General features: G+C 64.1%; 21 protein-coding genes and 1 pseudogene. 12 read left to right on the plus strand and 10 right to left on the minus strand.

What is annotated here, in order from left to right:
* Positions 1-1152 precede the first annotated feature (1152 nt).
* The 6 genes from IIB36_17995 (at position 1153) to IIB36_18020 (ending at position 6938) form a co-directional block, all read left to right on the plus strand.
* Positions 1153-2148 carry an ATP-dependent DNA helicase RecQ gene (locus IIB36_17995; protein ID MCH7533633.1) on the plus strand — a complete coding sequence of 332 codons (996 nt, stop codon included), beginning with the start codon at positions 1153-1155 and terminating at the stop codon, positions 2146-2148.
* 26 nt (positions 2149-2174) lie between these two features.
* Entirely contained in the window at positions 2175-3446 is a 1272-nt protein-coding gene (locus IIB36_18000) for an acyl-CoA dehydrogenase family protein (GenBank protein MCH7533634.1), read from the plus strand.
* A gap of 193 nt (positions 3447-3639) precedes the next feature.
* On the plus strand, positions 3640-5226 hold the full coding sequence (locus IIB36_18005; protein ID MCH7533635.1) for an Rne/Rng family ribonuclease: 1587 nt from the start codon (positions 3640-3642) through the stop codon (positions 5224-5226).
* Between the two features lie 132 nt (positions 5227-5358).
* Positions 5359-5676: a 50S ribosomal protein L21 gene (gene rplU / locus IIB36_18010; GenBank protein MCH7533636.1), complete on the plus strand. Its 318-nt coding sequence runs from the start codon at positions 5359-5361 to the stop codon at positions 5674-5676.
* Between the two features lie 40 nt (positions 5677-5716).
* The gene (gene rpmA, locus IIB36_18015; protein ID MCH7533637.1) at positions 5717-5971 is read left to right on the plus strand and encodes a 50S ribosomal protein L27; all 255 of its coding nucleotides are present in this window, start codon (positions 5717-5719) and stop codon (positions 5969-5971) included.
* A 67-nt stretch (positions 5972-6038) separates the two neighbouring features.
* Positions 6039-6938: a lytic transglycosylase domain-containing protein gene (locus IIB36_18020; GenBank protein ID MCH7533638.1), complete on the plus strand. Its 900-nt coding sequence runs from the start codon at positions 6039-6041 to the stop codon at positions 6936-6938.
* A 3-nt stretch (positions 6939-6941) separates the two neighbouring features.
* Here IIB36_18020 and IIB36_18025 read toward each other — a convergent pair whose 3' ends face one another.
* The 6 genes from IIB36_18025 to IIB36_18050 all read right to left on the minus strand — a co-directional run bounded on the left by IIB36_18025 (position 6942) and on the right by IIB36_18050 (position 11119).
* Positions 6942-7280 carry a chorismate mutase gene (locus IIB36_18025; protein ID MCH7533639.1) on the minus strand — a complete coding sequence of 113 codons (339 nt, stop codon included), beginning with the start codon at positions 7278-7280 and terminating at the stop codon, positions 6942-6944.
* The gene (locus IIB36_18030; protein MCH7533640.1) at positions 7277-8734 is read right to left on the minus strand and encodes a sodium:solute symporter family protein; all 1458 of its coding nucleotides are present in this window, start codon (positions 8732-8734) and stop codon (positions 7277-7279) included. Before IIB36_18030 ends, IIB36_18025 begins: the two co-directional genes overlap by 4 nt.
* A 10-nt stretch (positions 8735-8744) precedes the next feature.
* Positions 8745-8936, minus strand: coding sequence for a DUF3311 domain-containing protein (locus tag IIB36_18035; protein ID MCH7533641.1), 192 nt, complete (start codon positions 8934-8936; stop codon positions 8745-8747).
* A gap of 196 nt (positions 8937-9132) precedes the next feature.
* The gene (locus IIB36_18040) at positions 9133-9876 is read right to left on the minus strand and encodes a carboxypeptidase regulatory-like domain-containing protein (GenBank protein ID MCH7533642.1); all 744 of its coding nucleotides are present in this window, start codon (positions 9874-9876) and stop codon (positions 9133-9135) included.
* Positions 9877-9915: 39 nt separating this feature from the next.
* Positions 9916-10263 (minus strand): hypothetical protein, encoded by a 348-nt coding sequence (locus IIB36_18045; GenBank protein ID MCH7533643.1) that lies wholly within the window; start codon positions 10261-10263, stop codon positions 9916-9918.
* 55 nt (positions 10264-10318) lie between these two features.
* Entirely contained in the window at positions 10319-11119 is an 801-nt protein-coding gene (locus IIB36_18050) for an enoyl-CoA hydratase/isomerase family protein (protein ID MCH7533644.1), read from the minus strand.
* 226 nt (positions 11120-11345) lie between these two features.
* Here IIB36_18050 and IIB36_18055 point away from each other — a divergent pair, with 226 nt between their 5' ends.
* From IIB36_18055 to IIB36_18070, 4 genes are read left to right on the plus strand one after another with little or no spacing between them, the layout of a single operon-like run.
* Complete coding sequence (locus IIB36_18055) at positions 11346-12083, plus strand: hypothetical protein (protein ID MCH7533645.1); 738 nt, start codon at positions 11346-11348, stop codon at positions 12081-12083.
* A 35-nt stretch (positions 12084-12118) separates the two neighbouring features.
* Positions 12119-13474 (plus strand): nodulation protein NfeD, encoded by a 1356-nt coding sequence (locus IIB36_18060; protein ID MCH7533646.1) that lies wholly within the window; start codon positions 12119-12121, stop codon positions 13472-13474.
* A 41-nt stretch (positions 13475-13515) separates the two neighbouring features.
* Complete coding sequence (gene floA / locus IIB36_18065; GenBank protein ID MCH7533647.1) at positions 13516-14517, plus strand: flotillin-like protein FloA; 1002 nt, start codon at positions 13516-13518, stop codon at positions 14515-14517.
* A 12-nt stretch (positions 14518-14529) separates the two neighbouring features.
* Complete coding sequence (locus tag IIB36_18070; protein ID MCH7533648.1) at positions 14530-15267, plus strand: hypothetical protein; 738 nt, start codon at positions 14530-14532, stop codon at positions 15265-15267.
* 14 nt (positions 15268-15281) lie between these two features.
* Here IIB36_18070 and IIB36_18075 read toward each other — a convergent pair whose 3' ends face one another.
* The 3 genes from IIB36_18075 to IIB36_18085 are packed head-to-tail and all read right to left on the minus strand — an operon-like array spanning position 15282 to position 20460.
* Positions 15282-18215 carry an aconitate hydratase gene (locus tag IIB36_18075; GenBank protein ID MCH7533649.1) on the minus strand — a complete coding sequence of 978 codons (2934 nt, stop codon included), beginning with the start codon at positions 18213-18215 and terminating at the stop codon, positions 15282-15284.
* Entirely contained in the window at positions 18098-19030 is a 933-nt protein-coding gene (locus IIB36_18080; GenBank protein ID MCH7533650.1) for a hypothetical protein, read from the minus strand. Before IIB36_18080 ends, IIB36_18075 begins: the two co-directional genes overlap by 118 nt.
* A 32-nt stretch (positions 19031-19062) precedes the next feature.
* Positions 19063-20460, minus strand: a complete 1398-nt coding sequence (locus tag IIB36_18085; GenBank protein ID MCH7533651.1) for a cytochrome c — start codon at positions 20458-20460, stop codon at positions 19063-19065.
* A 560-nt stretch (positions 20461-21020) separates the two neighbouring features.
* On the opposite strand from IIB36_18085, the gene IIB36_18090 reads away from it, so the two are divergent.
* Both IIB36_18090 and IIB36_18095 read left to right on the plus strand, forming a co-directional pair.
* Complete coding sequence (locus IIB36_18090) at positions 21021-21254, plus strand: hypothetical protein (protein ID MCH7533652.1); 234 nt, start codon at positions 21021-21023, stop codon at positions 21252-21254.
* Between the two features lie 644 nt (positions 21255-21898).
* Positions 21899-22911 (plus strand): annotated as a pseudogene (locus tag IIB36_18095) (aldo/keto reductase).
* A 99-nt stretch (positions 22912-23010) separates the two neighbouring features.
* Here the strand turns inward: IIB36_18095 and IIB36_18100 are convergent.
* Positions 23011-24264, minus strand: coding sequence for an ISL3 family transposase (locus IIB36_18100; protein ID MCH7533653.1), 1254 nt, complete (start codon positions 24262-24264; stop codon positions 23011-23013).
* Between the last annotated feature and the right edge of the window lie 271 nt (positions 24265-24535).

Raw genomic sequence — 24535 nt, forward strand, 5'->3', positions numbered from 1 at the left:
CTGGCCCGGGGGCACTTCGCTACCGAGGTAGCGGCCGCCCTCCGGGTCGCGGGGATCTTCTCACCGTTTTCTGCTAGGCTGCGATTCCAGAACCGTGCCAAAGGAAAAACAGTGTAAACATTAAGGATTCTTTCCGGGTGCGAAGAAAAGGCCCCCGACCTCTCGAAAGACGCCCTGGGCTTGGAGCCCGCCGGAATCGCTCCCCATCGGATCACGGTTTACGCCCCTCGCCTCGCTCTCGCGAACGGTTCTCCGCACGTCGTTGTTTAGCCCACGGCTGCCAGCGCGAGCTTGGCCAGCTAGACGTGTCGAAGGAGTTGGCAGGACGCCCCGAGGCCTTATTCTCGGCGCGGCGGCGTCTTTGGTTTGCACGCCAGCGTATAGCACGCGCTTCCGCCTTGGAGACAATCACTTTCGGCCGACTCCAGTCGAATGTTGTTCGATCGAACGCGGTGAGTTTTCCACAATTCGGGACTGATCGGCGCTTGACGGTGTCACTTCGGAGGTTGACGCCTCCGGCGGGGGGACGGCCGGCGATCGAGCCCACTGCGCACACTCTCGGCAGACCCATCCCAGCGCGTTCCGGCCGGTGTAGGTCCACCCTCCGGCCTTCCTCGCTGCTTTGCCGCCCGGAGTACGGTCCTCGACCAAGCCACAGCCACGACAACGGGCGTGCCCGTTTCGGCGCAGGAACCCGGCCTCGATAGTCGGGTGCCGCCGGCTCAAGGTTGGACCCCGGTGGCTATCTTGCAGTCGAGCGGGGACGCCCGGCAGAACGGCCGCGTACGCCAGCCGGCCAATCTAGCCTTTTCCTGCCGCGGCCCGACGCGCAGATAGCTCTCTCCGGTCGGGATCCGTTGAACCTGGGCTCCGCATCGGTTCGCTCTTGTAAGGACGCTCCAGCGGCTTACAGAGGCGCCACAGCCTCCAGCCAGCGACCGGGTGGCCGTCGGGTGGCCTCGGGTTGTCGCTGGACTGGCGGCGAAGTGGCACCACTCTCGTGGTGGTGCCAGATCTTGTGCCACTCCTGGGTCGCCGTAGGGGACGCTGAGGCCCAGAAATGCCAGTAATTCAGCGCCTAGGCGACCTTGGCAAAACTCCATCAGCCAATGGGGGCACGACTTTCGCCCTTCGTACCGCGAGATCGGGCGATTGAGGGCCTGGGTCGGCTGTCCGGTGCTGGCGCTGACCGCGACAGCGACGCCCACGGTCCGGGACGACGTACGCACCAACTTGGGGATGGTCGACCCGGAGATCGTCGTCCAGTCCTTCGATCGCCCCAACCTCGCCTGGCGGGTGGAGCGCGTGGGCTCTGGCGAGAACAGGATGCGGCGGCTGCACCGCGTGATTCGCATGCACCCTGGGACGGCGATCGTCTACGCACCCACTCGGCGCGCCGTGGAAGAGGTGAGAGACGTCCTGGCTCGGCTCGGCCAGCGGACCGAAGCGTACCACGCCGGCCTGAGTGGTGAGACGCGGACACGCGTACTTCACGGGTTTCTGGCGAACGACTGTCGGATCGTCGTCGCCACGAACGCTTTCGGCATGGGCATCGACAAGCCCGACGTCCGGCTGGTCGTTCACGTGCAGCTCCCCACGACCCTCGAGGCGTACTATCAGGAGGCGGGGCGGGCGGGGCGGGACGGGGCGCAGGCGACTTGCTTGGCGTTTTACCACAGAGGCGATCGCCAGGTAGGGAGGATGTTCCTGGAACGAACCCACCCACGGCTCGACCTTCTGCGGCGCGTGCATCGAGCACTAGTGCGAGGGCGCGACGCATTCGGAGTCGTCGACACCACCGCGTCCGGCCTTGCCGGCGACTTGGGCGGCAAGCTCTGCCCGGAAGACGTCCCGCTCGTGCTCGCTGCGCTCGAGCGCACCGGCGCGATCCGGTGGTTAGGCGAAAAGGCATCGGTGGCGGACGGAACCGCAGCGCCCGATGGAAGGTCTTACCACGTCCGCGTGGGGGTTCGTTCACGCGCGGACTTGGCCTGGGCCAACGAGCTGCGACAGTCTGCGCTTCGCAAGCTCGATGCCGTCGAACGGTATGCGCGGGGCCGAGGATGCCGACGGGCCGCGCTTCTTCGTTACTTTGGAGAGGCGTCGCGGCGGTCGTGCCACGCGTGTGACCGCTGTCATCCCACGTGAACAGACATCCTCATCAACGAGCTTCCATGGATCGCTATCTCTCTCCGGACCACGTCGCGCTGCAAGAGCAGGTGCGGCGTTTCGGAGAGGACGTGATCGCTCCGGTGGCTCGAGAGCTCGATGAGACCGCCGACTTCCCGTGGGAGAACGCCAAGCTGATGGCCGAGATGGGGCTCTTCGGAGTTCCTGTCCCCAAGGAGTTGGGCGGAATGGGCCTCGACTACCTCAGCTACATCCTCGTGGTTGAGGAGTTGGCGAAGTTCGACGGGAGCCACTCGATCACGGTGTCGGCGCACACGACCCTAGGCACCTCACCGATCCTCGCGTTCGGTACTGAAGCCCAGAAGCGGCAGTTCGTACCGCCGCTCGCGAGCGGGGAAGTGCTCGGAGGCTTCGGACTCACAGAGGCCGGGGCGGGTTCGGACTCCGCAAGTACGCGGACCCGGGCCGTGCGAGAAGCGGGCGGCTACCGCTTGAACGGATCCAAGATATTCATCACCCACGCGGGCGTCGGTGAGATCTTTGTCGTGACCGCGGTGACGGATCCTGAGAAGGGCCGGCGGGGCATCTCGAGCTTCATCGTATGCAAGCCGACCGTGGACCTCGCACGGGCGCAGGCGGTGGGGTGGGGCCACCGGCCGGACTTACCCTTCTCGGAGGGCGTGAGCGCGGGCGAGCAAGAGGACAAGATGGGCTGGAGAGCTTCGGACACCCGTGAGTTGCTCTTCCAGGACGTGCTCGTGCCGGTGGAACAGCGTCTGGGTGAAGAAGGACTCGGTTTCATCAACTTCATGAAGACGCTCGATGCCGGACGCATCGGAGTAGCCGCGCTCAGCCTTGGCTTGGCCGACGGCGCGTTCCAGATCGCCCTGCGATATGTGAACCAACGCCGGCAATTCGGGCGCAGGGTGTGGGAATTCCAGCAGGTTCAGTTCCGGCTCTCGGATATGGCCACGGAGATCGAGGCGGGAAGGCACATGGTATACCACGCAGCCTGGTTGAAGGACCGTGGCGCTTCCTTCTCGAAGGAAGCCGCGATGGCAAAGCTTTACTGTTCGGAGCTCGCCATGCGTGCCACGCTGGGCGCCATCCAGGTCATGGGCGGCGCCGGATACACGAGTGATTACCCCGTTGAGCGCATGATGCGCGACGCCAAGATCTGCGAGATCGGCGAGGGGACCAGTGAAATTCAGCGGTTGGTCATCGGTCGGCACATCGTCGCCGAGCTGATGACGGACCGAATCAACGAGCCATCCTCGACGAGCTCACGAGAGCCCGTGGGGGCGGAGACAAACTAACAGTCGACCTGCTTGCGGTAGGGCGGCGGCGCTGCCTCGGGAGGAACCCGGGGACGCCGCTTCCACCGCGCCCGGGACGCCGGAGGCCGGACGGTCGCCGAACTCGCTCGCCGAAGACTGAGGCGGGAGGGTCCGGGACGCGGACGGGCCCGGTTCGGGACACGCGGATCGACGGAAACAAAGGAGCATTATTTTGAGGAGAGAAATCCTCGTGAGCGCGACCCCGCAGGAATCATGGGTGGCGCTCCTGGAAGACGAACAGTTGGTCCAGGTCATGCTGGACCGTCCCGACCAAGGCCGACTGCTCGGAGACATCTTTCTAGGCCGTGTCGAAGCGGTGCTTCCGGGCATCCAGGCGGCCTTCGTCGACATCGGCGCGGAGAAGGCCGGCTTCCTTCACGTCTCGGATCTCAACTACGGCGAGGACGAAGACCTCGACGCTGAGAACGGGGATGGGGACGGGAACGGGAACGGGAACGGGAACGATCGAGGCCGCGGACGCGGTCGCGGTCGCCGACGCCCGAAGAAGTACCCTCCGATCCAGGACAACGTGCAGAAGGGTCAGAGCATCCTGGTGCAGGTCACCAAGGAGCCGATCAGCAGCAAGGGATCACGCTTGACGGCACAGCTTTCGCTGCCGGGCCGCTTCATGGTCTACATGCCGTACACGTCACACGTCGGCGTGAGCAGAAAGATCGAGGGGCGTGACCAGCGTTCGAAGCTGCGCAAGATGGCGAAGCAGATCGTGAAGCCGGGGAGCGGTGGAATGATCGTTCGCACCGTCGGCGAAGAGGTCACCCAGAAGAAGCTCGGGAAGGAGTACAAGCTCTTGCACGAGAACTGGACGAAGATCCAGAAACTTGCCAAGGGACGGAAGGCTCCAGCTTGCCTACACCGCGAGGCGCAGCTGATCAGTGGCGTCATCCGCGACCTGTTCAGCGACAAGTTCGACGCGGTTCGCATCGACTCGGAAGCGATGTACAACGAGGTGCTGGAATACGTCAAGAGCGTAGATCCAGACCTCCAGGATCGCATCCACCTGCACGCAGGCCCGGAGCCCCTCTTCGACGAGTTTGGGGTCGAGGAAGAGATTCAACGGGCGTTCCAGCGTAGGGTGAACCTCAAGTCCGGGGGTCACATCGTGATCGAGCCGACCGAGGCGCTGGTCTCGATCGACGTGAACACAGGCCGCTTCACCGGAAAGGGCAAGAAGGACCCCGACCAGACGATCCTGAGGACGAATCTGGAGGCTGCGCGCGAGATCGCGAAGCAGCTCCGGCTTCGGGATGTGGGAGGGATCATCGTCGCCGACTTCATCGACATGGAGCCCCAGGAACACCGCGACCAGGTTCTGCACGAGTTACGCACGCAATTGGGCAAGGACCGCGCTCGCACGAAAACGTTCGGGATCTCCGATCTCGGCTTGATAGAGATGACGCGGCAGCGTGTACGCCCCTCGCTTTTTCAGTCCATGACGTCCGAATGCACGTTGTGCGGCGGAATGGGGAGGGTCTACACAGCTGCGACGGTGGTGCGCCGTATCGAGCGCTCTCTGCGCCGGGCGGCGGCCTCGAAGCAGGAGAAGCAAATCGTGGTCCGTGTGCACCCTGAGGTCGCTCTGAGGGTCATAGAGGAGGAACCGGGGCTCTTGAAGCGGCTGCGCAACCGGACCCGCTTGCGACTCGATCTACGCGACGACCCACTCATGCGGCTCGACGAGTTCCGATTGCTGTCCGGCCCTGCCGAGACCGACGTCACCAGCAAGTACGTCGCGGCCTGACCAGCCCGGGAAGGCCTGCCGGGCATTCCGGCAGAGACACATTTCGGTGGGGATGTCTTGACCCTTTTCCTCGTCGGATCAATATTTAAGGGCTTTGTATCAAAAAGCTGAGAAGGCACGCGGGAAGTCGCTATGTACGCAGTATTCCAAACTGGCGGGAAACAGTTCCGGGCCGAGCCCGGCGTCCGTCTTCGTATCCCCTCGCTCGACATCGAGCCCGGTGATTCGATCACGTTCGATCATGTACTGCTCGCTGGCGACGGCGAGGATAAAGTCCTGGTGGGTACGCCCACAGTGGATGGGGCTTCAGTGAGGGCGGAGGTGATCCGTCACGGACGTGCCGACAAGATCATCGTCTTCAAGCGGAAGCGCCGGAAGGGCTACAGGAAGAAGCAGGGCCACCGGCAGAACTTCACGGAGATCAGGATCGAGGAAGTCGCGCTCGCGTAGCGCCCTCTCGATTCAGCTCGCATGGACGGGGTAGGACGTCATGGCACATAAGAAAGGCGTAGGCTCCAGCCGGAATGGTCGTGACAGCAGCGGGCAACGCCTCGGTGTGAAGCGCTTCGGGGGGCAGAAAGTGTCCGCTGGCTCGATTCTGGTGCGTCAGCGCGGCACGCGCATTCATCCCGGTCGCAACGTCGGCCGCGGCAGCGACGACACGCTGTACTCACGCGTCGACGGGATTGTGACGTTCGAGCGCATGCGCGCTCGGAAGGTCGTTTCGGTTTACCCGGCTGAATAGTTCTCCAGCCGTGACTACGCAGAAGCACCGCGAGTCCCCGACTCGTACGAATAGATGGTGGTGTGCGATGCCACTCCTGTTGATACCGCTTCTATTCATGGGCGGCGAGCGCGAGACGGAGGACGTCGCAGCCGTCGTGCCCTCAGTCACGATCGAGGCGCTCGGCACCCAACTGCCCCTTCACGTGAATGCACGCGTGGAGCGGTGGATGAAGCGGTTCCAGACGACGGAGAGAGCCACATTCGAGACGCTGCTGAAGCAGCGGAGCGTATACGACGAGCTCGTGCGCGGGAAGCTCCGCGAGCGCGGCATGCCAGAGGAGCTCCTGTATTTGGCGATGATGGAGTCCGGGCTCAAGCCTCGGGCCGTCTCGCGGGTCTCGGCGGTGGGCCTCTGGCAGTTCATGAGCCCGACCGCGCTCCAGTACGGATTGCGCGTGGACGAATGGGTCGATGAGCGACGTGATCCGGTGAGGGCGACCGATGCCGCATTGGACTACCTCCAGTGGCTGCACGGCCGATTCGGATCCTGGTACCTCACCGCGGCGGCATACAATGCCGGGCCGGGCCGAGTCGAGCGTGTATTGAGACGACATGCCGAAGGGCGGACCGGAGACGAAGACATCTATTGGGAGGTTCTCGATCATCTCCCTCGGGAGACCCGGGAATATGTGCCCAGGCTCGTGGCCGCCACGATTCTTGGGGAAGAGGCCGAGGCTTACGGCTTTGTCGTCGAGTTTGCCGATCCGTACCGATTCGATCGGGTCTTCGTGCCTGGAGGCACCACGCTCGTAAGAGTGGCCGCGGGTCTCGGAGTGGACGAGCGGTTGCTGCGGGACCTCAACCCGCACCTCGTGCGTGGGGTCACACCGCCGGGTGAGATGTACGGTGTGCGTGTTCCTGTGGGTGACGCGCGTCGGGTGGTGGCGCTGCTGAATCGCGGTCTGCGGACGAGACGCGCCGACTAGCTGCTAGTCGGCGTCACCTCCTTCGGGAGGAGTGGCGTCTGGGCCATGTGGAAGGGGCGGACCCCACCGGGTCCGCCCCTCCTGCATGTCCCTCGCTGAGGCGATGATCCGCCAGATCACGTCTCGCGTCAGTTCTTCGTCGACGTCGAGTTCCCGCGCGAGTTCGGCTGCCCTGCGGACGACCTTGGCCTCTTGAGTTGGGTCGAGAACCGGCAGCCCGAGTGCCTCCTTCGCCGCTCCGATCTCGATGACGAGGTCCTTGCGGCGGCCGATCAGCGAGACCAGCTCGCGATCGACTGCCCGGATCATCACGCGCAGCGTCTCTAATCGATCATCGCTCACGAGAAGAAGCCCTTCAGGTGGCCTTCGTCCTGTTGCGGAGTCATCAAGCTTACGGCGATCAGCGTGGGCACGTGCACGATCAGCGCCAATACGCCCTCATGCATGTCGAAGGGCTTGTACTCGGGATTCAGGTAGAAGAAGAGCGCCGTCGCGATGCCGGCGAGTAGCCCGGCGATCGCCCCTCTTGTGGTCGCCCTCTTCCAGTACATCGCGGCTACCACCGGAGGCGCGAGCTGAGAGATGATCCCATAGGCGGAAGCGAGAAGCTGTACGAGCGACGAATCCGGGTCCAGCGCAAAATAGTACGCGATTCCGGCCGTGAGTACGACGACGCCTCGCATCAGCCTTCGCTGGGCGCGGTCGTCGAGCTCCACGTACTGTGTCACGCCGTCTTGCACGAGCACCGACGCGGAGGCGTGCAAAAGGGCATCTCCGGTCGACATCGACGCGGAGAGCGCACCGGCGCAGAAGAGTCCGACGACGACTGCCGGGAGGCCGGTCTCGAGGATCATAAAGGGCAGGATGAAGTCGGGCGCCTGCGGCTCACCCGCGAAGAGCACGCCAGAGAAGCCGATCAGGAAGATCGGGATCAGGAAGAGCTGGAAGGTCGGGAACAGGATGACCGTCCGGCGCAGCGTGTCGTCGTCCTTCGCGGTGAACGCCTTCATGAACAGGTGGGGCCACATCATCAGCCCGACGGCGCTCACGATGATGAACGTCGAGTACGCGCCCCAGCTCCACGGCTCGCCTGCGGCGGTCAGCCCCGGGAGCGTCAGGAGCTCCGGCCGCTCGGCCGCGATGCGCTCGAACATCGGCCTGACGCCGCCGTAGAGTCGAAACGGCAGGTACAGCCCGAGCGCCCAGGCGATCACGACCATGAAGATGCCCTGGAACGTGTTCGTCCATCCGACCGCCATCGCGCCAGCGGAGAGCACGTATACGATGACGATCCCATAGGCGAGGCCCGCGCCGAGCCAAAGCGGGACGTGCCCGTCCGTGACGGCCTCGATCACGATCCCGGCACCCCGCATCTGAAGCGTGATGTACGGCACGAAGGCCACCAGGCTCACCAGCGCGATGAGCGAGGAGAGGAGCTTCGATGGGAAACGACCCGTGACGAGCTGGGCCTGGGTCACGTATCCGTGCCTGCGGCCGAGGGACGCCGCGCGCGGCCCCATCCAGTAGAACGGAGCCATGCCGAGTGCGCCGTACGCGAGGATGTAGAACGCGGCCGCACCTCTTGAATACGCCCAGCCAGGCCCGCCCAGGAACGCGAACGCACTGAACACCGAGGCACCCGTGACGAAGTACATCACGAGCAGTCCGAAGCTGCGGTCCGCCGCGACGTACCCCGCGACGCTGGGCGATGAGCGCCGGCCTGCCAGCAAGCCGATCGTGAGCGTGAGCAGCAGGTATGCAGCGATGATGATGGAGACGACCAACCACTGCTCCATCAGCGATCCCTCACGGGAGTCGGATCCCGCGGTGGCTGCCCTCCGTTCGGTGCCGTTTCTCGACCCGATCGAGCAGGTACAGGACGACGACTACGCCCGCGACCCAGCCCGCGATCCACGCCATGCTGAACGGGAGCCCGAGAATCAGCGGCTCGATCCGAGCGAAGAGGAGAAAGCCCGGCCACGTGACGGAGATCGTCATGAGCACCAGGTAGGCGACTGTCAGAGCGCGCGCCGTCTTCAGACTCATCATTCTGTAGACTCCCCCGAGATGAGCGATTCTTGGGTAGCGACCGTGCAATGCTAGCGCGCCGGGGATGCACCCGCACGGGTCATTGGGCTGTCGGAGCTCTTCGCGCCAAACACCGAGTTCCCGCGTTGCGAGTCCTGCGCCGAGTTTAGGGGACGCACAGCTGGTGCAGGAGGCGAACCCGGCCCGATTGGACGAGCTCCATGAACTGACGTGTGTAGATGCGCAATTCGTGGCAGCCAGGCATGAACTCTACGGCCCACAGGTCTCTGGGATCGTAGGCCCACAACCGACCCATGCCTTCCGCGTTCAGCATCTCGATGTCATCGACGAACAACCTGACGCGAGTGGGGGCACCCCGGAACAGGAAGCAGTTGGGTAAATCGCTCGCCGTGAATTCACCTCCGCAAGCGACCCATTGTGCGACGCCGCGGGAGCGGATGAAGCTGCCAATATCTGCTGAGATGGCCTCCGCGAGTTCCGCCTTCTCCCAAGCGATCACTCGGCTCCGCGCGGCCATCCGGCGTCGAGCCAGTCGCTGCACAACCGAGACGTACAGGCCGGAGATCTCAATCGGTCGTGTCTCGAGTCGAATGAGCAGGACGTTGTTAGCGGTGATCTCCGAGGCTTCGAGGCTGGTCGCGTAGCCCAGTTGAGAGACTTCGAACGTCCAGCGCCCGGGGGGGATGTCGACGAAGCTGAAGAAGCCGTTTCGGTCGGTTGTCCGCATCAGGTCCAACTCGAGGAGCTTCACGGCAGCAGCTTCGACGGGTTGATCGTTCGTGATGTCTCTCACCTCGCCGATCAGAGTGACCAGCGCGGTGTCTTGAGCGCCCACAGGGGGTGTGATCGTCGCGAGGGCGACCATCATGAATGAGGATAGGCGCTTCACGCGCAAGCTCATGGCTCTTGCTCTCGCGACATATAGCACTCACTGAGAGGAGGAGAACGCCTGTCGCGCCGTCGCCGGTGCCGAAAAGCACGCCTGTGTCAACCAGGCGCAGACTTCCTGGCTGCGCACAGTAACGCGGAGCTCGTCGAGTTGGATAGGTTCGGGGCGGATCACGAGCCCGAGATCGTAGTCGCGATCGACGCCTATCTGAAGAAGCAGGCTCGTCATCGCTTGATAGCCGAGCCGCTCCACTCTGATGAAGTACTCGCCGGACTCTGGGACCTCGAGCGCGAAGCGGCCACGCACCGTCTGCGCCTCCAGCGATCCGGCCGGATTCAGACCGATCGCGAGCAGCGTCACCAGCGCCCGGAAGAGGAGGCGTCTCAACCGACGGCCCTCCGGTCGACGATCCAAGCTTCGGTCATGTCGATTCCGTCCCCAACTATTTGCCCTGGAACTCGGCTTTCCGCTTCTCGATGTACGCGTTGAGCCCTTCCGTGGCGTCGGCGCTCGCGAATAGTTGCGCCTGCAATTCACGCTCGAGCGCGAGCGCGAGCTCGAACGGCAGCTCAGAACCCGTCTGCACCGCGCGCTTGATGAGGCCGACCGCCTTGCTCGCCTTGTTGGGCGTCGTGAACTGCGCCGCGTACTCGAGCACCGCGGCCAGGAACGATTGGCGGTCCTCGCTTTCGTAGATTTCGTTCACGAGCCCGAGCTTGAGCGCCTTGTCGAAGCCGAACGTCGCGCCTTCCGTCATCAGTTGGATGGCCTTCGACTTACCTACCATTCGGACCAGGCGCTGGGTACCACCAGTACCGGGAAGGACGCCGAGCGCGACCTCCGGAAGACCGATCTTGCCGGCGTCCTTGCGCGCGATCCGGATGTCCGCGGCCATCGCTATTTCGAGACCGCCGCCGACCGTGTGGCCGTTGAGCGCCGCGATCACGAGCTTCGGTGTGTGCTCTAGGCGGTTGAGCGTCTCGTTGGCGTGCAGGCAGAAGCAATACTTCCAATCGGGGTCCGCCTCGGAGAGCATGCCGATGTTTGCGCCGGCGCAGAAGAACTTCTCACCCGCGCCGGTAAGAACGATCACCTCGACATCCTTGTCGAAGCGCGCCTTGACGATGCTCTCGTCGATCTGGCGCATCATCTCGTGCGTGTAGGTGTTGGCGGGCGGATCGTCGAGCGTGAGAATCGCGATCCCGTCCTGCACTTCGTACCGAACTAGTACTTTCTCGGACATCTGGGCTTCCTCGAGTCTTTGGATCGTGTTTCGGCCCACGGCGGGCCGCACCGTATACACGCCAAGGGGCCGGTGTTCCGCGCCTCCAATTGGGCAAAAGGTCAATCGTGACGTGGCGTTCGCGGCTTCTCGGCAGGGCCAAGCCTATGCGAGCCCGACCGACTGGGTCAAGCGAGGGTAGCGGCGGAACGGTAGATGCCGCGAACTTCTATGCATGAGATCCCAGGTGCCCGCGATTCCACGCATTCCGAGGCCCGACACGTTCGTGCCGCTGGCCTTCGTGCTCGCTGCGCTGGCTGGGTGCGAAGATGCGACGACCGACCCGCTGGCTCGCATGGTTGCGGAGGAAACCGCGGGGGCGCTGGCACTCGGGGTCGCGCTTCCCCATCCGGGCTCGTGGAGGGTACCTGATGACGCGGCTCCCGAGTCGGCGGACGCTGTCGTGCGCTGGCTGACCTCGTGGGACCTTGCCGGTGACGAAGGTCGAGGGGTTCGTAGCCTGACATACCGACCGCTGGCGATGCTCTTCGTTCCGGAGCTCGGCCGCGGCGGCATCGGCGAGCAACTCGACCGACTTTCCGAAGGCGTGAGACGCGCCTTGGAGCTACCCGAGGCTCAGCTTCCGGAGCGCATCCGCGTCCGTATTTCGGAAGCCTCGACGGCGCGCGTGCTGGCGCGGGACGCGCTCCGGGCCGAGAATCTCCAGGAAGCGATGGTGCAATTGCTCACAGGGTCCGATGCGCTCCGCGAGGTCGGACCGGAAGCGGTCGCGCGGACGATGGTGTCTGAAGTGGACGCCGACCGCCGAAGTATCTCGGTAGGTGACACGTACTCTGAACAGGATGTCGAGCGTCTCGACCGTCTGCTTCGTGGGGGGCGTGAAGCTCTGTCGGAGCAGGACTGGGTGCGCGCGATCAGGCGGGCGTACTATGCCAGAGGCCTGATAGCGTCGGGAGGCGCTTGAATTCAAGTGGGACGTCGTCTGGGAGGGACCGAACAATGAACCGCCGCCAAGTTGTGTTTCTCCTCGCCCTTGCGGTCGTGCTTGGACCGTTCGCCATGCCGATTCCGGCCCAAAACCAGCATACGGTCTACCGCGTGCCAGTCACGGGCGTGATCGAGCTCGGTCTGGCTCCCTACATCGAGCGTAGCGTGCGCGAGGCCGCCGCCGCAGGCGCCAGCGCGATCGTGCTCGATATCGATACGCCCGGTGGCCGGGTAGACGCCGCGGAACGCATCGCGGACGCTCTCTCCGACTCCGAAGTCCCTGTATATGCCCTGGTGAATCGGCGTGCCTTCTCGGCGGGCGCGCTCATCGCTCTCTCGACGTTACGCATCTACATGCGGCCCGGATCGGTCATCGGCGCCGCGACCCCGGTCGACGGTTCCGGCAAGAAGGCACCCGAGAAGATCGTGTCCGCGATGCGCAGCGAGATGCGCGCGCTCGCGGAAGCTCAGGGTCTCGACCCGACCGTCGCGGCCGCGATGGTGGATGAGGACATAGAGATCGAGGGGGTCGTGGAGTCGGGTAAGCTGCTGACGCTCACCACCGCGGAGGCCGTCGCGCTCGACTATGCCGTGGAGATCGAGGACCTGGAGGCGCTGCTCACAGAGCTAGGGTACGGTGGGGCGGACGTTGTGACGTCCGAGGTCAACTGGGCCGAGCAGATCGTGCGTTTCTTCTCGCACCCCGTGGTCGCCCCATTTCTGCTTTCCCTCGGCTTCCTCGGACTGATCGCCGAGATCAAGACGCCGGCGTTCGGCATGGCGGGCGTGGCAGGAATACTCTCATTGAGCCTCTTTTTCGGATCGCATCTGATCGTTGGACTCGCGGGCCTCGAGGACCTACTCATCATCGGCGCCGGTGTGCTCCTGCTGAGCGTGGAGGTACTCGTCATACCTGGCTTCGGGCTCTTCGGAGTGGCCGGAATCGTGGCGGTAGCGGGGGGCCTGTACATGAGCCTGCTGGGATCCCTTCCTACGATGGCCGACTACACTACGGCCGGAATGGTACTGGCGACGACCGCGCTGCTGTTCCTCGTCTCGGCGTGGGCGATCATTCGTTCGCTCCCGCGGAGCTCGAGGTTGGCGAAGAGCGGCATCTTCCTGCTACAGCGGACAGACCGCGCGATCGGGTACGAGTCTGCCGACGTACGCGACGACTTGATCGATACGATCGGTACCACCATCACCGACCTGCGTCCGTCCGGTACGGCTATGTTTGGCGACGAGCGCATCGATGTCGTCTCCGAGTCCGAGTGGATCACCGAGGGGACACGTGTGCGCGTCATCAGCGCTGAGGGATACCGCCATATCGTCCGGGCAGTGGTCGCTGACGACGCGGAGAAGGCCTGAGCGACACTCCGATGAACACACACACTGATTGAGGCTCTGCAATGGAAGACCTAGTCGCCGTCCAGTTCGTCCAGTTGTTTCTGATCGCTGCTGTGATCGCCATCGTTTCCGTCGTCGTTTGGTTGGTTCCGCTCCGCCTGTATATCGAGGCGTTGTCGGCCGGTGTCCATGTGGGCTTCGCCAACCTCATCGGCATGCGCTTGCGCAAGGTGGTCCCGTCGCGGGTGGTTCGCCCCCTCATCACTGCGACCAAGGCCGGCATCCCTCTCGACATCAATCAGCTCGAGGCGCACTACCTCGCGGGCGGCGACGTCCACCGCGTGGTGGGTGCGCTCATCAGCGCCGACAAGGCCTCGATCGAACTCCAGTTCAATCAGGCCGCGGCGATCGACCTCGCCGGACGAGACGTTTTCGAGGCGGTGCAAGTTTCGGTCAACCCGAAGGTCATCAACACGCCGAGGGTGGCGGCGATGGCCAAAGACGGTATTCAGCTCATCGCCATCGCGCGGGTGACCGTGCGCGCGAACATCAACCGGCTCGTCGGTGGTGCCGGCGAGGAGACGATCCTGGCACGCGTCGGCGAGGGCATCGTATCCACCATCGGTTCGGCGGAATCGCACAAGAAGGTGCTCGAGAACCCGGACGCGATCTCCAAGACCGTGCTCGCGAAGGGGCTGGACGCGGGCACCGCGTTCGAGATCCTCTCCATCGACATCGCGGACGTGGACGTCGGCAAGAACATCGGCGCCGAGCTCCAGACGGATCAGGCCGAGGCGGACAAGCGCGTCGCGCAGGCGCGCGCCGAGGAGCGCCGCGCGATGGCGGTCGCGAAGGAACAGGAAATGAAGGCGCTCGTCGAGGAGATGAGAGCCGAGGTGGTGAAGGCCGAGGCACAGGTGCCGCTGGCGCTCGCCGAGGCATTCCGCCAGGGGCACCTCGGGGTGATGGACTACATGCGGTACAAGAACATCCAGGCGGACACCTCGATGAGAGAAGCGATCGCGGGGCCGGATGATGGTGGCACGAGCTCCATTGAGGAGTAGGGGGCGCGACTGATGGACGCGTGGGTCATCATCGTCGCCATCGTCCTCTTCTCGCTCCTGGAGGGTGTTCTCCGGAAGCAGAAGGCCAGACGGGGCCTGCCACCCGACCAGGTCCCGGAAGATGCGCAATCCGACCCGACCCGGGGAGAAGAACAGCTGGCCTCGTACGCTGACCAGTCCGCATACGACGACCAGCCCTCGCATGACGACCAGCCCTCGCATGACGATCAGCTCTCGCATGACGACCAGCTCTCGCATGACGATCAGATCGACGATGAGGACATCCCGGGTGAGCCGCTCCCGCTATACTCCAAGCCCTCCGGTGTGGCGGCGCACCCTCTTCCGGCCTCGTCCGAGGCGTTGACCCCGAAGCAGATCTGGGAAGAGATCGCGGGACTCGCAGCCGGTCGAGGACCGACGTCCCCCGCATCCGCACAGCCGGTGCAGCCGGTCCAGCCTGCGCCGCGGAGCGAGACCACGACCGTGGCACCGCGGTCGTCCGATCAGCCGGCCGCAAGACCGGAGCACTTCGTGCACAGCGTACACGCGGAGTACGGGACGGACCCTTCGTCACGGTCGGCTTCCGAGCAGGACGGGTTGGACCCGCTCGCGGAGCGGCTCGGTTCGGACGCCAGGGCGGTGCGCGCGGTGTTCTCGAGCGGAGACAAGCACAAGCTCCGGCAGGCGATTATCCTGCGGGAAGTGCTTGGGCGACCCGCAGCGTTCCGCGGCGACCCGTACGACCCCTAAATTCGCGTTTCTGGCTACATCTCGCCGCGCGCCATCTTCCGGAGAACGGTCTGCAGGATCCCACCGTTCATGTAGTACTCGACGTCGACGTGCGAATCGAGTCGGACCTTCGCCTGGAATTCCGTCGTCGTTCCATCTTCGGCCATCGCCCTCACGTCGACGGTGCATCCGGGCTCGAGGCCATCGGCGATGCCGGTGATGTCGAATGTCTCGCGGCCATCGAGACCCAGCGTCTCCGCGGTGGCTCCGTCCGGATACTCGAGCGGGAGCACGCCCATGCCGACCAGGTTGCTGCGGTGGATCCGCTCGAAGCTCTCGGCGATCACCGCGCGAACGCCGAGCAGGATGGTGCCCTTGGCGGCCCAGTCGCGCGAACTGCCCGTGCCGTACTCCTGGCCTGCGAGCACGACGAGCGGCGTTCCCGCCTCCTGGTAACGCACGGAGGCCTCGTAGATCGTCATCTCTTCGCCGGTCGGGAAGTGGATCGTGTATCCACCTTCGCGGCCGTCGAGAAGCAGGTTCTTGATGCGCACGTTTCCGAAGGTGCCGCGGATCATGACCTGGTGGTTGCCCCGGCGTGACCCGAACGTGTTGAAGTCTTTCACCTCGACGCCGTTTTCGCGCAGGTACACTCCGGACGGTTCGGCTTTCGGAATGGCGCCCGCAGGCGAGATGTGATCCGTCGTGACCGACTGCCCCAGCATGATCATCACGCGCGCACCGAGGATGTCGCCCACGGGCGGAACGTCGAGCGTCATGCCCTCGAAGAACGGCGGTTGTTGTATGTACGTCGACGAAGAATCCCACTCGTAGAGGCTGCTCTCCTCAGGGAGGGGGAGCGCTTGCCAGTTCTCGTCCCCGGTGTTCACCACCTCATACCGCTTGGTAAACATCTCGGGTTCGAGCGCGCTGGCGACCGTGTCGGCTACCTCCTGAGCGGGAGGCCAGATATCGGCCAGGAAGACCGGCGCCCCGTCGCTGCCGTGGCCGAGCGGCTCATTGTACAGGTCGATGTCGATGCGTCCCGCGATCGCATACGCCACCACCAACACCGGCGACATGAGGTAGTTGGCGCGCACCAGCGGATGGATGCGGGCCTCGAAATTGCGGTTGCCCGAGAGCACTGAGGCTACCACCAGGCCGTTCTCTTCGATCGCCTGGTGGATCTTCTCCGCCAGCGGCCCGCTGTTACCGATACACGTCATGCAGCCGTAGCCGACGACGTGGAAGCGCAACCGCTCCAGGTAGGGCAGCAGCCCCGCCTCGGTGAGATAGTCGGTCACGACGCCGCTTCCGGGGGCCATCGCCGTCTTGACCCACGGCTTCACGTCCAGGCCCTTCTCAACCGCCCTCTTCGCGAGCAGGCCCGCGCCGACCATCACCGAGGGGTTCGACGTGTTCGTGCAGCTCGTGATCGACGCGATCACGATCGTGCCGTCCCCGATCTCGTAGCTTTCGCCGTCGGCCTCGATGGTGCAGGTACGGCTCGGCGCACCGCCTCGGGCGACCGCCACGGACGGCTCGGCCCCACCTTCGTCCGTCCAACTCTCGCCGGCATGCCCGTCAGCCTCTTCGCCGACCGCAGTAGCATCCGGAAGCTCGAAGCCTACAGGTAGGAGTGCCGGCAGATCACGCTCGAATGCCGCGCGCATGTCAGCCATGCGGATCCGGTCCTGCGGGCGCTTCGGCCCCGCCAAGCTGGGCTCCACGGTCGACAGGTCCAACTCGATCGACGACGTAAACTCAGGGTCCGGTGTCTCGTCGGTACGGAAGAGTCCGAGCTCCTTGCTGATCCGCTCGACGCGCGCCGCCATCTCTTCCGACCGACCGGTGCCGCGTAGATATGTGAGCGTCGAGTCGTCTACAGGGAAGAAGCCGATCGTCGCGCCGTATTCGGGCGACATATTCGCGAGCGTCGCCTTGTCGGGCAGAGCGAGGTTGCTCAGGCCCGCGCCGTAGTATTCGACGAAGCGACCGACGCAGCCGTGCTCACGCAGCATTTCGGTGACGCGAAGCACCAGATCGGTCGCGGTCGCGCCCTCGGGCAGAGTGCCCGTGAGCTTCATGCCGACGACCTCGGGCAGAAGCATGTAGTACGGCTGGCCGAGCACCACAGCCTCGGCCTCGATGCCGCCCACGCCCCAGCCCACCACACCCAACCCGTTGATCATGGTCGTGTGCGAGTCGGTCCCGACCAACGTATCGGGATACGCGAGCCAGGTGCCGTCGTGCTCGCGGCGGTGGATCACCGAAGCGAGGTACTCCAGGTTGACCTGGTGGACGATCCCAGTGCCCGGCGGCACTACTGAGAAGTTGTCGAACGCCTCACCGGCCCACCGGAGCAGCGCGTAGCGCTCGCGGTTGCGCTCGAACTCGCGTTCGACGTTCAGCCGAAACGCATCATGGAAGCCGAAGTAGTCGACCTGCACCGAGTGGTCGATGACCAGATCCGCGGGGACCACCGGATTGATGCGCTGCGGGTCGCCACCGAGCGCCTTGAGTCCGTCGCGCATTGCGGCCAGGTCGACGACGGCCGGTACGCCCGTGAAGTCCTGGAGGATCACGCGCGTCGGCATGAAGGGGAGGTCGGCACCCGCGCTGCGCGGACTCCACTCGGTGACGGCCTTTACATGCTCTTGAGACACATAGCCGCCGCCGGCGTGCCGGAGGGCGTTTTCCAACAGAACCCGGATCGAGAAAGGAAGGCGGTCGAGCGAGTCGATCACACCGTCTTCCTCGAGCTTGGACAGGCGATAAAAGGAAGTCGGGCCTTCGGGAAGGTCGACTGTGGTCAGCGCGCCGAAGGGGTCTGCCCTACCCCGGTGCGTCGTCACGTCACCGGCGTCACGATGATCGTCACGTCCGTGTCGTGATAGAGGCCGCCGTCGTCCGCGCGGCCGCGGAGCACATACGTGCCCGGCCGGTCGAATGTGACCTGAACCGTCCATTCACCGTCCTCTGGTGCTTCGGGCATGGTGAAAAGCGGCGACCACGGTGAGTTGGCACCGGTCCGAGTATCCTCCCACGTCTTGATCTGCGGGGGATCGAACCCCACTTCGCCTTCACCCCGAAAAACGAACCACGACAAGTGCAGCCCGTTGACCTTCTGGACGGTAAACCGCACGGGCGGACGCAACTGGGCCGCGGTCAGGGTCGGGGGGCCCTCCCTTGCAGGGCGTGGAGCACGACGGCGGACTCGTGGAAGATCGTCATCGGTGATGCGTGCCACGAGCGTCACCGGTTGCCCGACCCTGGCGCTTCGGACCGGGTCCCCCACCAGGGTGATGGTCGGCGGGGTGTTGGCTCGGGACTCCTCGGTGCTCACACCGATACCGAGCGCCCCAGTCTCTGATGCGATCACCATGTAGTCGAGCCTGTAGTCTTGCCGGAGCGTCCCGTAGGCCGCCTCGGTCTTGCCTTTGGTCGTCAGCGTCCAGACCAACTCCTGATCACCGAAGTCTGCCGGCACCTGAACCTTGAACACGTATCGGTTGCGGCGCGGAAGAAGGTGGGTCGGCTGGCCCTGATCCGTGGACCCGGGCGAGATGTTGTTGTCGGGGCCCAAAGGAACGTCCAGCTCCTCCTGCCAGTTCCGGTTCATGTATCCGAACACGAGGTTGAACGAGCCATCGTCATTCTCCTCCCACCCTTCGAACGCGGGCGAGACGTTCTGGCCCTTCTGGTACGCGACTTGCGCGTCCGCTTCCTGGCACGCCACCAAGACCGCCAGCGCGACGAAAGCGCACCGCACGACTCCGGTCATCGTCTGCCGCCGAGAGCTGTGTTGCCGCATGTCTAGTTCCCCGGTATCACCATGCACAGCGGACACCCGACCACGTGATCGTTGACGCCGAGCCCGAGGTTCTTCCGCCGCTCGGTCATCTCTTCCACGAACTGCTCGTCGGTCAGCGCGAGCTTCATGCCGAGGTCGATGAACATGTTGGCCACGGAGCGATTGCCGGACCCCTGCCAGTTCCTCGGATCGGGGATGTTGCGGTTCTCTGCCGTGTTGTCCATGTAGCCGATGATGTGCAGGATCGTCCCCTTCGGCAGCAACGGCTGGTAGTCGTCGGCGAACGCGTAGCCTCGGACCCAGTTGTGGTCGTATCCGGTGCAGACGAGCGTCTCGACGTTGAAGCCCCAGATCGCCTCCAGGCACATCCGGTCCCCGGGTGCGTGCAGGTGCGGCTCGAAGGTCACGATCTTCGTGTGCTGTTGCAGCACAGTGTACGCGTGGAGCTCCTGATCCTTTTCTTCGGGCCTGATATCGATGTCGGCGCCGTTGGCTACGATGTAGCCCGCCTGCCTGTACTTCGGCTCGTAGCCCTTGGGATGGAACTTGAACCCGATCTCGAGATGAGCTCGGGTATCTGAACCGTTCGAGTGCAGATGGATCGAGCTGGACTCGAGGGTCGACCCCGCCCTCAGGAGCCGGCCCGACTCGACATCGAAGATGTCCGGGTTGCGACCGACTTCGTGAACGGGCCAGGTGGTGCCTCTTTCGCCGGGGGCTCGCGTGCTATAGAGCAAGTGGTGGAAGACGTACAGTCCGCCGACCGTCTCCCGGTCGCGTCCCCCACTCTCGCGGACATCGTTGATCTCTCTGACCTCGACGGAGGCCACGTATCTGTCTTCCGTGAGGCCGGTTATCGGTATGCCGTCGATACCGCCCCACCAGTCGGGAGCGTCACTCTTCACCAACATCTCTGGCGTCGACACGATCAGGTCCGGTTCTCCCAGCCTCCAACCGACCGCGTCCTCGAAAACCAAGGGCGGTGGCATATCCGCCGGATCACCCTCCGGCGTGCCGTTGCGCGCCCACATGGCTATGGCTGCGACCTCTTCGTCGCTCAGCGACGGATCGTCCTTGTAGTGCTGAATGCCGATGTCCTTCTCGATGTACCACGGCGGCATCGTCCCCTGGCGGTCCCGAATACCGGTGCGGCGCATCATCCTCATCGCGTAGGGCTGCACGTCTTCGTACTCAACGAGCGGCATCGGCGCCACGCCGTCCGGCCGATGGCACTGCTGACAACTCCGCTGGAGAATCGGCGCGATGTCCTTGGTAAAGGTCACCTCACCGGAGGGACTTTCTTGGGCGGTGACGGGGACGGGCACGGTAAAGGCGACAGCCGCGAACGCGGCCAGCGCGGTCCCGACGACGGATTTCCACTCGATCATTAGACGCCGCATCGTGCACACTCCTTTGGAGACACGCCTCTTCGAGAATACCTAAGCTCCACCAGGCGCGTCAAATGCACGAAGAGAGCGTTTGCATCCTACAGGAGGGAACGATGATCGATACGCACGCGCCGGGTCCCTCAATGGTCTCACGCATACGATTCTAGGTACCCGCATGCCGCACAACGGTAGGTCCGAACAGAGTACTTCTGTTTGCCCTTCAACTTGACGCCTCGCAACAGGCTAGGCTCGGGGGCTCCTTCGACCCACGTTGTGGTTGTTGATTGCTCACGGGCATGCGTGAAGTCGGCGATGAATCCGTCCATCATGGCGCGGCCGCATTTGGGACATTCCAGGGTACTTTCCGTCATCGATCCTCCTGTCGGCGGCCTTTGCGACCTCGATCGTGCCATCGAGCGTCGAAAGGTCGAACGGTTCTTTCACTGACTCGCGCTCCTCTGGCCTCCGAGATACTACCCCCCGCGGGGAAGCCCGGAAACCGTGTGCCTGCACGCGCGAACGGTAGCAGCGATGGGGCTCAGGGACCTCCCGACCCATGTGAGGAGCAGCTCATGATCGACGAGAACCCGAAGCTAGACGACCTACTTACGGACATCGTGAAGAATCAGGCGGGCGTCGACTCGGACATCAGGTTGAGTGACCGTGGGGCGCTTCTTCAGGCTCGTTCGTTCGGTGCGACGCGGCTCTTCGTAGCTCCTTCGACGAGCGCCGCGGCGAGGAGATGGTGGGACGGAGGCGTCTGGGAGGGGCTCGCGGGGCTGGTTCGGGGAACATCCGGGACTTGATCGAGAGCACGTATGGCCACCTGTTGGATGTGCGGCACCGTAGCTCAGCGGTAGAGTATCGGGAGACCGAGGTCGTCCAGCTACCGACCGCGCGCCGGACGGAGAGCGCGCACAAGGATACGCGGCGGCTTTTTTTGGTTAGCGGTTCATTACCCGATTCGTTACCGGACCGCTCAATAGTCAGAAGGAGAGGCGCAAGAAGTCCTTTAGTTTCAACCCTTTGCCGGGGTGGCGGAACGGTAGACGCGGCGGCCTCAAAAGTCTTCGGAGAGGGCCGCGTAGGGCGACCTAGGTGGCCGTTTCTGGCTTTTCGGGGCGCTACGTGGGCCTAGGTGACCCTGTGTAGACCCCAGTTTCGTTACCCAAACGTTACCCGATTCGGGCTGACCCCTCGGTAGCGCACCTGCTTTGGGAGCCACTTTCTGGCGTCGTTGGGCGTCGGCCAGCGTCGGAAACGCTGGACTTCTGCGTCAGTTGCGTCGGTGGGCTTGGTGGGTAACGACGCAGTTTTTGGCACAGTTTCGGGAGGGGTGCCGAACAGTGCTTGGCTAGATCGGTCTTCAGTATCCCGCCTCAACGCACCCCGCCTGAGGCGTGTCAGTAGGGTTGTGGGCCTAGTTCGATGCCGGACAGGAGGTGTGCCCATGCGGGACCGCTCGAGAGACAACGGGAAGACCGACCCACAGCGCACCCACGACGCCGATCGCGGGGACCGAACCGTCACTCGGCGACGTGCCCTCGAGCTGGGCGCCGGCGTACTCGCCGGGGCCGCCTTCGTCCCGGAGCTGCTCCATTCACGTCCCCGGTCCGGGCTCGCAACACAGACCGACGTCATCCTGAAGCGGATCCCCAGGTCGGGGGAGGAGATCCCGGCCGTGGGGCTCGGCACGTGGCAGACCTTCGACGTCGGCTCGGACCGGCGTCAGCGCACCGCACTCGGGGAGGTCCTCCGCTCCTTTCACCGGTTGGGCGGACGGATCGTGGATTCCTCGCCCATGTACGGCAGCTCCCAGGAGGTCATGGGAGACCTGGCAGTGGAGACGGGGCTGATCGACGACCTTTGGGTCGCCACCAAGGTTTGGATCGACGGGCAAGCGGAGGGGATCCGCCAGATGGAGGACTCGATGGCTCTGCTACAGCGGCCCTCCCACATCGAGCTCATGCAGGTCCACAACCTGAGGGACGTGCAGCTCCATCTCGACACCTTGGAGGCGTGGAAGACCGAGGGCCGATTCGACTACATCGGAGTCACGGCTTCCTCGGAGCGGCAGTATGGCGCTGTGGCCGCGCTGCTGGAAGCCGAGCCCGAGCGTATCGACTTCCTCCAGATCAACTACAGCCTGGGCGAGCGGACCTCCGCGGAGCGGGTGTTCCCGATGGCCCAGGAGCGGGGGATCGCAGTCATGGTCAATCGCCCCTTCGCTGGGGGGAGGCTCTTCGGTGCGGTCCGCGACCGGCCTCTGCCAGGGTGGGCGTCCTCGTTCGACTGTACGGCGTGAGTCAGTTCTTCCTCAAGTACATCCTCTCGCACCCGGCGGTCGCTTGCGCCATCCCGGCCACGTCGGACCCCGAGCACCTCGCCGAGAACATGGGCGGCGGCAGGGGGGCGCTGCCCGACGAGGAGACGAGGAGGCGGATGGAGGACGTAGTCGGCTAAGGATGAGGCCGTCGCTGGGGTTGGTGCCTTATCGGCTCGCCGCTTGGGCCCTCACCAGGTCGAAGAAGTTGACGATGGTGACGAAGTTTTCTGGGTTCTTCAGTAGAATCTGTGGGTGGCTCTGGGTTCGGGTAGATCGCCAAGGGTATGATAGAGAGCGATTTCGAACGCTCGGAAGGTCCGAAAGCCGTACGATTTTCTGGTGGTCAGTTTCAGCTTGTTATTTAGGCCCTCCACAGCGGCTGCTGAGATCGTGCCGCGGGCGCGGAACCAGTTGAGCAGGAGCTCGCGGTGACGACGTAGCATGCGGGCGACGCGCTTCATCGGAACGAGCCTCGAGCGCATGGAGCGCGTACACCAGCGATCGAGGAACTTGCCTGCCCAGGCCGGGGAGACGTAGTCCCAGAAGAACTGGAAGTCTTCCTTCAGGAGGTACGCCCGCACGGCCTTGAGGTTGTACTTCAGCAGCTCAGCGAGCTTCACTTCCTGGCTTTCGGTGAGGTTTTCCGGGCGCTTCAGCAAGCAGTAGCGCATGCCCTTGAGGACGGGCACATAGCCGTCGGCCTGGAGGCGCTTTACCTCCTGGGCGCGGACCTCGTTGATGGCCTTGTTCATGTGGGCCATGATGTGGAAGCGGTCGAGCACATGGATGGCGCCGGACGCCTTCTTGGCGATCACCTTGAGGTACGGTTTCCACATGTCGCTGCTGACGAAGCGGAGACTGGCGCTACGCTCGCGCCCGAAGGCTCGGAAGAACTTGAGCAGCGTTTTCGCCTTGCGGCCCTGACCCACCCAGAGCAGGCGCCGAGCGCCTTGGTCGATCTGGTAGACGAGGGTGAGGAACTTGTAGCCCTTGTGCCACAACACTTCGTCGACTCCGATCGCCTGCACACCTTCGAGGTCGCGATGCTCCAGACCCCACGTCACCGCCATCTCGACCGAGCGAAACACCCGGTCCCACGAGGTCTGGAACGCCTCGGCCACCGCCGACCAGCTCATCCTCTTCGCCCAGCCGGCGAGGAACCACGCGTACGTCGTCGTCGCCTGATGCTTGCCGCTCCCCCACGGCACCTCCTCGACGACGATGCCGCAGTTCGGGCAATCGACCCGGCGCATCGTGTACACGAAATACACCGCGATCCCGAGAATCGGAATGAACTCGAAGCGACGCGGACTCAGCGTGTCGTAGCCCGGTCGCCGGCGGCCACATCTCGAGCACTTCGGGCGGCCGTTGGCTCGAGGCCGAATGTCCACATCGATCCTGAGCCGTCCACACTCTTCGTAGAGCCGTTCCGCTTCGTACACGAACGACCTGTGCTTGTGGATCCGATTGAGGATAGTTTTCAGCTGCATCCTGGCGTGGCCTGTTGACGGTGATGCGTCGTCGTAAACACATCGTCGCCACTCGCCGCTCAGGATGCACCTCCCCCCCCCGGCCTCTTCCTCTCTCACGCCCTCGAGAGTGCCGGCATTCCCCGTACAAGCCGTTAAAATTCAGGTGGTGTCACTAGAATTGTGTAAAAGCGGGAAGGTGTCCGGATAGAGTGGACAGGCAGGGAAAAAAAGAGGAAGCTCCTTTCGAGTTGTTCATCACCACATGAACCCGGTGGAGTCCGGGCCTGCG

This window comes from Gemmatimonadota bacterium (assembly GCA_022560615.1).
Classification (GTDB): domain Bacteria; phylum Gemmatimonadota; class Gemmatimonadetes; order Longimicrobiales; family Gaopeijiaceae; genus UBA1138.